Origin of the sequence: Wolbachia endosymbiont of Bemisia tabaci (assembly GCF_003999585.1) — a bacterium.
GTDB lineage: Bacteria > Pseudomonadota > Alphaproteobacteria > Rickettsiales > Anaplasmataceae > Wolbachia.
Window position 1 is genome coordinate 1034550 of record NZ_CP016430.1, and the last position, 12534, is coordinate 1047083.

Sequence of the window (12534 nt, forward strand, 5' to 3'; positions counted from 1 at the left end):
TCTATAGTAATCAATCTTGCGGTTAATTGCTCTGCTGACATTTCAAGTGAGAAAAACGCTACGTAGTGTTGTTTGTCTGTTCTTTTTTGCAAAATCTTACAAGCATTAAGTGCGATGTTCAGTGCCAATGCTGTCTTCCCCATTGAGGGCCTTGCAGCTATAATTAACAGATCAGATTTCTGCAAACCACCAAGAAGCTGGTTTAGATCTTGAAGTCCGGTTGTAATACCTAGAGCCTCTGGGTTATTCTTCAGCTTGCTGATCTTCTCAACCACATCTTTAATTGAACTTGCAAGCTTTATGTATGTTTTCTCACCTTGCTTTTTTACTGCTAAATTGAACAATTTTGTCATTGCTTGCTCAATTTGTACCTGTGCAGGATTTTCGATGTCATAGTTATAACTATCGTCAATTGTCTCTTGTCCGAGCTTGATTAAGCATCTCCTTAAATAAGTATCACGGATTATTCTGGTCAAGCTATAGATATCAAGCGCAATACTTGCCTTCGCTGCAAGCTTTGCTAGGTACTCAACTCCACCACATTCGGCAAATGCTTTATCATTTTCAAAAAACATCTTAAGGCTTAGTTCATTGGCAACTATGCCGTGTTTTCTGGTTTTAGATATCTGGGTAAAAATGCTTTGATGTAGTGGATCGTAGAAATTGTCTGCTGCAATTATATCTTCAACTGCATCACAAATTCTATTATCACGAATCATTGCACCAATGAGCATTTGCTCTGCTTCTAAATTATGTGGCAATTTACATATTTCTTCTCTTGAATTAATAAGGTTAACTAATTCATTCATTTTAAGTTTTTAGAGTAATGATTGATTATTGTAGAATATTCAATCTCGACTTAAAAGAGAAAAAATTTGACTAATCCTGTGTTGCTTATAGCATTAAAATAGGCCCCTGTGGTGGAATGGTAGACACGGCAGACTCAAAATCTGTTGCTTGCAAAAGCATGCTGGTTCAAGTCCGGCCAGGGGCACTCAAACATTGGAAAGTGCTTTATGTTACACAAGTTTTTTAATCGTTCATTTGCCATTCTTTCTTCTATAAATGCTATTCAAAGGATAAAGAAAGATGAAAATGGAATATGTTACGTAACGGGACTTAGACGCTATTTGTCAGTACTGCTTGATTTAATCATCATCGTTTTATTTTTACAGTTTTGCGGTCAGGCCTTAAATCAACTCTTTATGAGCTCGGAGAGCAGTAAAATATTAGGCCAAATTGCTGCAAAATATCAAATGCAGGTGCCACTATCTGCAGAGGAAACAGCAATGCAGAGTAAACTAATAAAGTTACTAGTTCTAAATCAGATAGTTCAATTTATTATGCTTTTTAGTTATGTAGCATATATGTGGATAAGATTTGGCGCTACACCTGGAAAATTCTTACTTGGACTTAGAGTTGTAAATGCACAAACTTTTGAAAAATTGACTCTGAAACAAGCAACAAAGAGGTTTTTTTCCTTCATATTGTCAACTGCACCATTATTCTTGGGTTTCATATGGGCAAGTTTCGATAAACGCTGCCAAACTTGGCACGATAAGATTGCAAATACAGCAGTTGTCACAAACAAAAGTCTTAAGTGTGATAAAATGAACTAAATTCGTTTAAAATAAGAAAATTTTAATAGTTTTATTGATAAATTTGATTAAATGCTTAATTAATGATATACTAAAATAGTAGGTAAAAAATATGCCAAGTATTACTCATGATCAAAGTATGGATTCTATTAGCGATAGTATTGTACATATTGATGATAATGAAATAAAAGAATGCGTAATTGAGGCACTAGAAACATTTAAGAACGAATTAGAAGCTCAAAGTTTTGACCTTAATGGGCTAGGAACTTCTGACCTAGTTAAAGCATGGAAGAAGATAAAAGATTTTAAAGGTGCTGAGTTAAAGGATGCTTCTGACTTTGCTGATCTGATAAAAGGGCAAATTGCAGAATTTGATGAAGAAAAATTATGGAAAATGTGTACCTTTAGCAAAATTTCCTATGGTGATGTGGATAGAAAATTAGAGAAAGGTAAATACAAAACTAAAAGGAAGTTTGAAGAAGAAGGTTATCAGATTATAAGATTTTACGATAATGAACTTATTGAAGATAAATATTGCTCAGATGTTGATTATAAATTAGAGCAACACGATGTTGGCTATGCTTTAACTATTCATCCACTTGGACATCATAAAGTATTTGAAAATAACGTTCAAGCTATTGATCAAATGCTCGACTTTTTGCGTTTACATAACGTAACCAAAGTTGGACTTGAAGCAACTGGTGGGTACGAAAAATTATGTGCTTATACTTTATTAAGCCATGGTTTTGAAGTATATGTCATTCAACCAAGATGGGTGAGAGATTATGCAAAAAGCCTTGGTATTGCTACTAAAACTGATAAAATAGACTGTAGCATCATCTCACGTTATGTTAGTAATACAGACATGCGTGTCACTCCTTTAAAAGTTAGTAGTATTGACTGTTTGAAGCAAAAATTATCTCGCAGGAATCAACTAGTAGAAATAGCAAAAATACAAAAAACCCAAGCTCATCAAGTAACCGATTTATCTATAATCAAACAAATGGAAGAGCTACTTGCAGTTTTACAAAATCAAATTCAAGTCTTAGAAGATGAGGTAATGGAATTAGTCGATAAAAATCAAGAGCTTAAAAAAAAGTATATGTCAATAACTAGTATACCTGGTGTAGGTGCAATAACAGCTATTACTTTTATTTGTTATCTACCCGAGCTTGGAACTCTCCAACATGAAGAAATATCCAGCCTTTCCGGAGTTGCACCTTTTAATCGAGATAGTGGTTTTAGTAAGGGAAAAAGGTGTATTCAGGGTGGTAGATCACAAATTAGAAAGATTTTACATATGTGCATTCTTAGTGCGCAAAGGTACAATTCTTATATAAAAATCTTCTTTGATAGGCTATACAATCAATATAAAAAACCATATAAAGTTGCTTCTACTGCTGCAATGAGAAAATTACTTATCCTTGCTAACTCTTTAGTAAGAGACGGTAGACTGTTTACTGAGGAGTATAGCCCTAAAACTGTTTCTATATAGTAATAGCATAGCTGTGAATAAGTACGCCCACACAAATTTTAAGTACTTATTCACAGCTACATCAATTTTTCTATTGACTTTTAACACAACTGCTTCTTGATTACAATTGGTGACTAACTCTTCTAAAATAGCATCACTTGGAACCTTTGCTTCAGCGTATCTAAACATTTCCTTGAAAATTTCCTTTGCTAATGCACGGTAATCTTTTTTGGAGAATAGATGATAAGAGCTTCTCCCTGCGTTATAAAATCTCTCAAATTCCTTTCTATATTCATCAATTTTTTTCTCATCAGCAACTGTAGGGCTATTACAATGATTTTCCCAAACTTCAGATAGTCTATCTTGATCAAGCTCCCTAAGTACTGGTTCCATAAAAGCTTTACCTTCTTCAGAGAGGTTATCAAAATTATCACGGTTAAAAATCTCATTTTTATAATCTTTAGCTCCTTCCTTAAATGCAATAATAAAATTTTTATCTATTTCTTTTTCATTAATAATAAAATTCATTCTTTGAAAATCTAAGAACATTGTTTCACCGGAATTCGCTAATTTATTATCTTGATCTGCTCTTAATTTACTAAAATTGAATTCTTTAGCTGTGGCCTTTAATCTAACTACCGGACTCTTCTTTGCCTCTTTCATAATTAACACCTTACTATAAATATGCTTTGAGGATTGCAGACTAGTTACTCCATTTATCAAATAGTTATAATACTCTGGGGATAATTGCTCACCTTCTAGGCTATCTGATATATGCTCATTCGACGTTAAACTACTACTAACTGTCGAATTTTCTGTTACAGTATTGCAGAATTGATTATCGAATTCAGCAAAACCCGGAAATGGAATTACTGTTTGGCTACATGATTGATTCTCTTTGTCAGAAGAAAGTTCTAGTCTAGTATCAAATGTATGTTCAACAACTGTTTCCTCGAACGCAGGAGATATAAGAGAGAAATGTGCTGCTGGCAAATCATCTCTGTTTTGTACTAACGGTTCATTGGAGTTTTCAGTACTTAAGTTGCTTGAACTCTCTTTATTGCTTAAGTAAAAATTCTTTAGGACAAGCTTAGCTTTGACAGTTGATTTTGTCTCTAAATTTACTTTATAATCTTCTTTTTGTTGGGGATTCAGTTGATTAAATAGAATTTTAAATAAAGTCGATGTGGGATTAATACAATCGAGTGTATTGAAAGCAAACTCTTGAGGTAACTGATTAAAGATAGAAGGTGCTTCTTCCTTGTCTAGTGCATTTAGTATGCCGGATATAGCTTTAGAGCCTTGAGGCTTTGCTTTAACATGCTCTATATATTCATTTTATGGTTAGTGCTAAGGTTATTAAATGCCTTTCTAAGTTTATTTGTTTGGTGAGAGTTAATTAACTTGTTTAAATTTTTCACCACTTCGTTGCTTATACTACCATGCATTTCTTTACCACCATCAAAGTTAATATATTAATATTATATGAGATTTAATGATAAAATCAATATAAAATTTTTAAAAATTAATTATTTTTATTATAAAAACAGGAATTCTATTAATTTTTTTCCTGATTTGTGTCTGTTTTGCTTTCTATAGCTAACCCAAATTAGGTTTACCGGAACAAATTTTATAAATAATTTAAGTTAGCGCGTGAAGCTGGAATGGCTTTGTTGCACCACTCAAGGAAAGAACAGGCAGTTACTGATGGAATTTGTTATAAAATAGATATTTAGCCGACAAAGGAAAAATATGCCAATAAGAATGAAAGTCAGTAACTGCAATGAATATAACAAATTTCTTCAAGAAAGGGGAAATGTTTTTCATTATATCAACGATGCCATTGAAAATTGGTACGAAAATAGTCCAAAAGTAGCAGGTGGCAACAATGTCTACAGCGACAAAGTAGTGATTCTAATTCACATAATAACCTATCTATTCAGGATTGGTCTTAGGCAAACAGTGGGATTTATAGAGAAATATCTTGAGCAAATAGGGAAAATTTTGCAAATTATCAGCTATTCGCAGGCTTCAAGAAGGTTTAAAAAGCTTAATATCAAAATCAACGACTGCAGAGTTGATAAGAACGATATGGAAGATATTGAAATTGCTATAGATAGTACAGGTATCAGCATCTACAATAATATTCCAGGCCATAGTAAGGCAAATCTTTTCTTGTTTATTTTGATCAGAAATTTTGCCTTCTAATGTAGTTTGAGATTTTTTATTACTTTCAAACTCTGCAACTTTTTTACTTGTAAAAACGTCTTTTCCTTCGAATTTTTGTTTAAATCCAGCAATCTTTTTAAAATCTTCAGCTATTTTTTTGGCTGCACGATCCATTCGACCTTCAAGATTATGAATCAATTTTTTAATAATCTTCACTTCATCTTTACGCCCTTTTTGAGCTTTAAGCTCCCGGTGCAATTCAACAATAATTTTTACTTTATCTTCCAATGAAGAATTTTCTGGAAAAACATCTTTAAGTTCCCGATTCAATTCGACGATCTTTTCAAAATCTTTAGCTACTTTTTTAGCTGCACGGTTCATTCGATCTCTAAGACTACGATTTAATTTTGCAATAGTCTTGATTTTATCTCCCAGTGAAGAATTATCTGCTGCAGAAATATCTTTTAACCTTTTCCCGGGATTTTCTTTGGTTACTTGCCTTTTGTAAGCTTTAAGTTCCTGGCGGAAATCATTGATAATCTTCACTTTATCTTCCAGCGACGTACCTTCTGGAAAAGCACCAGCAAAGACATCCTTGAATTTCTTCTCAATATCTTGTGTATCTTTAAGCTGTGTCATACCCAACTAAATAAAAGCTTATACTAAAATCAGTATATTAGTTAATTATGTAAAAATGGTTAAGACACAAGGAGCACCTCATTTATGCTTTTTTCATCAAAATATCATTTACTTATTAACTTAAAATACGTCACAATATAAAAATGAAAAATAGCCCGTTAGCAGTAGTATTCGATTGGGATAATACCTTAGTTGACACTCAAGATAATATTTCTAATGCTATTAAGCATACTTTAGATTTGATGGGATCTGGCAGTAAAGTTGTTGATAGAAATTCTAATGAATCAAGAAAGAGCTACATGGTCAATTTGTTCGGTGATCAGTGGAAAAAAGCGAATAAAATATATCAAAAATACCTAGATAATGCATTGTTACAAAATATTACTCTGAACGAAGGAGTAGAGGAAATGCTGCAGACACTCAAAAGCCACAATATTTACCTAGCGATAGTTAGCAATAAGAAAAATACTAATTTACGTCAAGAAGTTGCCTACTTTAAACTAGATTCTTACTTTGAAAGAATAGTTGGCTCATGTGATACTGCAGAAGATAAGCCATCTGCAACTCCACTGCTATTTGCACTGGAGGAGAGTACGTTACCTATAAATAGAGAAAATGTGTTTTTTGTTGGTGATAGCATCACAGACATTCTATGTGCACAAAATGCAAATTGCTTACCTATTGTATACGGACAATCAATAAGAGGTTATGAAGATTTGTTATATTTTCAACATTTTAATAAACTTACAGAATTCATAGTAAAGTATTTGAAAGATAGGTGGTAATGACAGAGATCGCTAGTGTACACAGGCGCTTTTGCGCATATTTAATAGATGTAGCAATTTTATTAATACCAGCCTTACTAATTGTGTTGTCATTAGGGGATTTTCCATTAATTTTACACCTGTCATACATGTGTATAAATTGTGGCTACTTTACATATTTTATATCTTCAACAGCTCAAGCAACTCCTGGTCAACAGTTAATGAATATATATACTATCACTTTAGATAGTTCTAAAATAGGTTTGAGCTTAGCATTTGATCGCACTATCTCTCAGTTTTTTCTTCCTATGCTAAATAATTCAATTATCACCTTTATCAAACTTTTTCAAACATCAGTAAATGCTTTAAGTACACTGGAAGTGATTATAGTGATGCTTACCTTCAGTTGGTATTTAGTTGCTTGCTTCTCTCAGAGGAAACAGGCATTTCATGATGTGCTATTTGATACGATTGTTGTGAGAAAAATAAATTGATGTGATCTTGATTGTTATGTAGATTACATTGGTATATTAGCTAAAGAAAGGTTATGAATAAAGAAATAGTAGAACATTTGAATAAATTGCTGACTCATGAATTAACTTCCGTACGTCAGTATCTTTTGCATTCTGCGATTCTCAAAGATAAAAAGATTAATAGGTTTGCAGAAAAGATGAGAAACGAGCTTAATGAAGAGCTTGGACATGCAAATAGGTTAGCAGAAAGAATTTTACTGCTTGAGGGTGTACCAAATTTTCAAGATACAAATCAAATCTCAAAGTATGGCGGAAAGTTCACAAAAGATACAATACAGAAAATCTTAGAAGATAATTTAAAGTTAGAAGAAGAAGGTATAAAGGGCATCAGAGAGGCAGTTTCTGTCGCTGAAAAAGAAAAGGATGTGATTAGTGTAATGTTATTAGAAGAACTACTGCAAAACGAGGAAGAGCACTTACATTGGATTAAAGGACAAATTAATCTCATTGAGCTTATAGGTATTGAAAATTACTTGAGAACACAAATATAGAGTGTTAAGAAAAACATTATTTATTTTCATTATACCTTTTTTACTTCTTTTTTCACTCGGGTTATGGCAATTATTTAGGTTAAATTGGAAGAACAATATTATCAAAAATATTATGGATCTTCCAGTTATTCATCTGCTGCCTAGTGATAATCTTTCAAAGTTTAACTACAGAAACGTTAAAATCGACGGAATTTTAAGTGATATAGAACTATATGTTTTCGCAGGTCAACGTGGCTATCATGTGCTGTCTCCTATGTTGCTTACCACTGGAAATTACATGTTAGTGAATAAAGGAATAGTTAGAGAAAAAAAAGAAGAAAAAGCAAAAATTGAAAAAGTAGCTTTAAGTGGAGTTTTATATTGTGATGGTAGCAAAAATTGGTTTATCAAAAATGATATTGCTTCAAATACATGGTTTACCTTAAGTACAGAAGAAATCTCCAATGATCTAGGTATTAAGCTAGAAAAATGTATATTGTGGCAAGACAATTTTGGTGGCAAATTGACTATACAGCCAATAAAGCATCTTGAATACGCAATTACTTGGTTTGCACTTTCCTTGATTTGGCTCATTATGTGCGTATTTTACTATAGGCAAAATATATATAAGTCGTAGAGATACAGTGTGGAAAAAGAAAAGCTACAAATAGAAAAAATGCAACAAAGTGGAAGAAAATACTTATTACAAGGGTTAGTGATATGTCAGTGTTGCAAATCCGTTTATTATGGAATGAGTAATGCTAAGGGAGGAAGAAGTTACTATCGTTGTCCTGGAAAACGTTTTGGTGAATGTAACAGCAAATCAATACGCGCGGATATACTAGAAGAGGTAGTATGGGAAGAAGTTAAGATGGTAAGAGAGCACATAACGAAGGAAAAGTGTGATTTATCAGAGGCAGATTGGGAGACTAAACTTAATATAATAATTAGAAAGTTAGTTCAGCGTATTGAAATTGATGATGATAATGTACATATAGTGTTTCAATTAAAAGAACTCGCTCTCGAAGGACAAAAAGAAGATATTCAACCTTGTACCAGAATTATAAAGAATGTAGTGCTATCAAATGCAATAGGAATGCATAAAGTTAGCAACGCCCTGGCTGCAATATCAGCTGCAGTGAAACTTGGAATTAGTGATGAAGAGATTAAAAAAGGTCTTTTGGAATTTAAAGGAGTAGCAAGGAGATTTTCTTTAATTGCCGATATTAAAGGTGTTAAGTTAATTGAGGATTATGCTCACCACCCAAATGAAATACAGGCAACCCTGGCAGCAGCACGTTCGATTGCTAAAAGAAAGGTAATAGGAATTATCGAGCCGCTTCGTTTTGCTCGTATTCGTAATTTTTTTGATGAGTTCGTACGAATTTTCATGATGTTTGATTATGTAATTCTCACTCCTGTCCATCCTCCAGAAGATAAGCCTATTCCTGGCTGTGGAATTGATGATATACAAAAAGCCTTGATCAGTAATGGGTTTAATAATGTGAAGATTATGAATAATACTTTACTCATTTCACATTTTATTAGTAATTCGACAAATTCAGGAGATGTAGTATTATTTATTGGTGCTGGTAGTAATATAGCTAAACTAGCAAGAGAAGCTGCAAAGCTGCTGCTAGTAAAATAAACTTAAGCATTGGTGATTTATATGATAAAATTGTGTAGTAAAACTGGATCCCAGTGTCTAGGCAAACAACTGTACAGACATTGTGATATGGGGATAGGTTCCATTAAGAATGGTGTCATCCCAGTGCCCAGACACTGGGATCCAGAAAACTTAACTTTAAATAAGTGGCTGTATAATAAAAACTGGATTCCAGTGTCAAGCACTGACCATCCGCTACTCAAATTACCTGTATATTGCAATGTTCATACACTGAAATGTTACAGCGCTGGGGTGACATTTCCCGAACGTGCACACAATTGTGAATCTAGTAGAGGTTTAGCATGATGAAAAAGACAATTAGCAGTGTATTTGCAAGAGAAATTTTAGATAGCAGGGGTTACCCAACAATTGAGGTAGAAATAGAACTATGTGATGGAGCAACAGGTAGAGCCGCTGTCCCTTCTGGGGCTTCGACCGGTAAACTAGAAGCATTGGAGCTGAGAGATCAGGATGAAAAAAGGTATTGTGGTAAAGGAGTGCTGAAAGCTGTTCAAGCTGTAAATGGAGTAATAGCGAATGAAATCATCGGCATGGATGCAACAGATCAAAATGCGATTGATAAAGCATTAATTGAACTGGATGGAACAAAAAATAAATCTAAACTTGGAGCAAATGCAACTTTGGGTGTGTCTCTTGCTGTTGCAAAAGCAGCAGCAAACAGCTTTAAAATGCCGTTATATAAGTATTTGGGAGTGGGGGAAGAGCAGATGCCAGTTCCACTCATTAACGTAATTAATGGCGGAGTACATGCGGATAATAAACTCGATTTTCAAGAATTTATGATTCTTCCGGTCGGTGCTGAGACTTTCAGTGAAGCAATCAGAATATCTGCAGAGGTATTTCATAACTTACGCAGCATTCTTAAGAAAAAAGGTTATAGCACAAACGTAGGAGATGAAGGTGGTTTTGCACCAAACATTGGAAGCACTGAAGAAGCTCTTAATCTGATAATTCAGGCTGTGGAATCTGCTGGTTATTCGATGAAAAATCACTTTGCACTTGGTCTTGATGTTGCTGCATCTACTTTTTATGAAGATGGAGTTTATAAATTTGAAAACAGAGAACTCACTTCAGAGGAATTGGTTCAGTATTATTTTGACCTTGTAGGCAAATATCCAATAATTTCTATAGAAGATGCAATGAATGAAGACGACTGTGAAGGTTGGAAATTACTTACTGTAAAACTTGGGAATAAAGTTCAATTGGTTGGAGATGATTTATTTGTTACAAATTGTGAACTAATAAGTAAAGGAATAGAGGAGAAAATGGCAAATGCTGTACTAATCAAGCCAAACCAGATAGGAACACTTACGGAAACTTTTGCTGCTATTGAAATGGCAAAATCAAATGGCTATAGGGCTATTATTTCGCATCGCTCAGGTGAAACAGAAGATACAACGATATCCCACATAGCGGTTGCATCGAATTGTGGGCAAATAAAGACTGGCTCGCTGTCGCGTTCTGATAGGCTTGCAAAGTATAATGAATTAATGAGAATAGAAAGTTCATTAGGAGAAAACGCTAAATATTATCGCGGGTTAGCATGAACTTCATAGACGAAGTTAAATTATATTTAAAAGCAGGTGATGATGGTGGCGATGGCTGCGCGAGTTTTCGTCGAGAAAAATTCGTTGAATTTGGTGGTCCAAACGGTGGTAACGGGGGCAGGGGAGGAGACATAATTTTCATCAGTGATGCAAATCTCAACACTTTGCTTAATTTTCGTTGTCGAAGACACATTAAAGCGAGTAGTGGAAAAAGTGGTACGAGTAGAGATAGATCTGGCACAGCAGGAAAAGATATTATACTTAAAGTTCCAGTTGGTACACAAATAATCGATGAAGAAAGTGAGGAAATAATAGTAGATCTTGATAAACCTGACATGGAATTTCAAGTAGTGAAAGGTGGAAAAGGTGGGCTTGGAAATACTAACTTTAAATCTGCTACTAATAGGGCACCAAGACATTTTACCCATGGTCAGCCCGGCGAAGAAAGAAATATAATATTGAAGCTAAAAGTTTTATCTGATGTTGGCATTATTGGTATGCCAAATGCGGGTAAATCTAAATTTTTAACCCGCTGCTCAAATTCTGATACGAAAGTAGGCGATTATGAATTTACTACTATAAGACCACATTTAGGTGTAGCAAAAGTGGATTATAGCGAAATTGTGATAGCAGATATTCCTGGAATAATCGCTGATGCTCATCTTGGAGTTGGGCTCGGACACAAATTTTTAAAGCACATAGAAAGGTGCAAAATTTTACTTCACTTAATTGATGTAACTCACGATGACGTTATTTCAGCTTATAATTGTACACATAATGAACTGAAGCTTTACAATAGCGACCTTATCAAGAAGGAAGAAACTGTCGTGTTAAACAAATGCGACTTATTGGAGGAAGCAGAAATTCTTGAGAAGAAGAATCATTTAGCCAATTATCTTGATAGAGAAGTACTGTGTTTATCAATCGACGATGATTTACAGCCCATTCTGAGGTTATTAAGTAAGAAAATGAAAAAAAGCGACCCTAAAAAAATTGATGTGTATGATCCTTTTAAAGCATGAATTTTTCTATTAATAACCTTAAAAAAATAAATTTAACAATTGGAGCTTAAATTTATATTAACACTTATAGCGCTTTAGTCATTGCACCGAATATTTTTATTCTCATATCTCGCTTTTATACTATAGTTAGCATCTAGTCTGAAAAATCGGAGAACATTATGAGTAAATTATCGGCATTAGAAAAAACACTATGGAGAATTAATGATGACAGAAAGCTAGACTCATCTAGCATAATTGAAAAATTAAAAAGTGAGCTGCAGCAGCATGTTAATATATACAATGCGTGGGAAGAAAGTGGATTTGATATAAATGCTAATTCATTTGATGGAAGTAACTTACTATGTTTAGCATCTAGAAGTGGCTGTGCAAAAGTAGTAGAGCTTCTTATAGAGAAGGATGCAAATGTTAATATACAAGATAATGAAGGGAAGACACCATTGCATTTTGCTGTAATTATTCCAGGACAGAACACATATATAGCAAAGGTGCTGCTAGACAAAGGTGCAGAAATTAATATACAAGATAACGAAGGAAAGACTCCTTTGCATCACAAGATCAATATGAAACTCCTCTTTCATATCCGCTTTTTTTCTAACAAGTAGAAAGTTAGAAAGTGCACTGAATTGATTTA

Annotated in this window: 12 protein-coding genes, 1 tRNA gene and 2 pseudogenes; 13 read left to right on the forward strand and 2 right to left on the reverse strand. The window is 33.8% G+C overall.

Features of this window, described 5'->3' with window-relative positions; genetic code table 11:
• A partial coding sequence (locus tag BBB02_RS06870; protein WP_458694616.1) for a DnaB-like helicase C-terminal domain-containing protein occupies positions 1 to 809 on the reverse strand: 809 nt, incomplete at its 3' end.
• A 102-nt stretch (positions 810 to 911) separates the two neighbouring features.
• Between BBB02_RS06870 and BBB02_RS05085 the strand changes: the two genes are divergently transcribed.
• From BBB02_RS05085 to BBB02_RS05100, 3 genes are all read left to right on the forward strand, one after another.
• Positions 912 to 994, forward strand: a tRNA-Leu gene (locus BBB02_RS05085).
• Between the two features lie 22 nt (positions 995 to 1016).
• Entirely contained in the window at positions 1017 to 1619 is a 603-nt protein-coding gene (locus BBB02_RS05090) for an RDD family protein (protein WP_007302723.1), read from the forward strand.
• A gap of 568 nt (positions 1620 to 2187) precedes the next feature.
• Complete coding sequence (locus tag BBB02_RS05100) at positions 2188 to 3093, forward strand: IS110 family RNA-guided transposase (protein ID WP_127464314.1); 906 nt, start codon at positions 2188 to 2190, stop codon at positions 3091 to 3093.
• A 96-nt stretch (positions 3094 to 3189) separates the two neighbouring features.
• On the opposite strand, the pseudogene BBB02_RS06755 reads toward BBB02_RS05100, so the two are convergent.
• A pseudogene (locus BBB02_RS06755) lies at positions 3190 to 3735 on the reverse strand (hypothetical protein); the annotation flags it as partial.
• Positions 3736 to 4824: 1089 nt separating this feature from the next.
• Between BBB02_RS06755 and BBB02_RS05110 the strand changes: the two are divergent.
• From BBB02_RS05110 to BBB02_RS05160, 10 genes and pseudogenes are all read left to right on the forward strand, one after another.
• Positions 4825 to 5241 (forward strand): annotated as a pseudogene (locus BBB02_RS05110) (transposase); the annotation flags it as partial.
• Between the two features lie 782 nt (positions 5242 to 6023).
• Complete coding sequence (locus BBB02_RS05120; protein ID WP_127464176.1) at positions 6024 to 6665, forward strand: HAD family hydrolase; 642 nt, start codon at positions 6024 to 6026, stop codon at positions 6663 to 6665.
• Positions 6665 to 7138, forward strand: coding sequence for an RDD family protein (locus tag BBB02_RS05125; RefSeq protein ID WP_127464177.1), 474 nt, complete (start codon positions 6665 to 6667; stop codon positions 7136 to 7138). Before BBB02_RS05120 ends, BBB02_RS05125 begins: the two co-directional genes overlap by 1 nt.
• A gap of 53 nt (positions 7139 to 7191) precedes the next feature.
• Positions 7192 to 7668, forward strand: a complete 477-nt coding sequence (bfr, locus tag BBB02_RS05130; protein WP_127464178.1) for a bacterioferritin — start codon at positions 7192 to 7194, stop codon at positions 7666 to 7668.
• Position 7669: 1 nt separating this feature from the next.
• The gene (locus BBB02_RS05135; protein WP_127464179.1) at positions 7670 to 8284 is read left to right on the forward strand and encodes an SURF1 family protein; all 615 of its coding nucleotides are present in this window, start codon (positions 7670 to 7672) and stop codon (positions 8282 to 8284) included.
• A gap of 9 nt (positions 8285 to 8293) precedes the next feature.
• Positions 8294 to 9295, forward strand: coding sequence for a glutamate ligase domain-containing protein (locus tag BBB02_RS05140; RefSeq protein WP_179948507.1), 1002 nt, complete (start codon positions 8294 to 8296; stop codon positions 9293 to 9295).
• 87 nt (positions 9296 to 9382) lie between these two features.
• On the forward strand, positions 9383 to 9619 hold the full coding sequence (locus tag BBB02_RS05145) for a WPE palindromic element domain-containing protein (protein WP_237398590.1): 237 nt from the start codon (positions 9383 to 9385) through the stop codon (positions 9617 to 9619).
• Positions 9616 to 10881, forward strand: coding sequence for a phosphopyruvate hydratase (gene eno / locus BBB02_RS05150; RefSeq protein WP_127464180.1), 1266 nt, complete (start codon positions 9616 to 9618; stop codon positions 10879 to 10881). Before BBB02_RS05145 ends, eno begins: the two co-directional genes overlap by 4 nt.
• A complete protein-coding gene (gene cgtA / locus BBB02_RS05155; protein ID WP_127464181.1) occupies positions 10878 to 11903 on the forward strand; it encodes an Obg family GTPase CgtA in 1026 nt (341 codons plus the stop codon). Before eno ends, cgtA begins: the two co-directional genes overlap by 4 nt.
• 158 nt (positions 11904 to 12061) lie before the next feature.
• Positions 12062 to 12505: an ankyrin repeat domain-containing protein gene (locus tag BBB02_RS05160; RefSeq protein WP_127464182.1), complete on the forward strand. Its 444-nt coding sequence runs from the start codon at positions 12062 to 12064 to the stop codon at positions 12503 to 12505.
• The last annotated feature ends 29 nt before the right edge of the window (positions 12506 to 12534 follow it).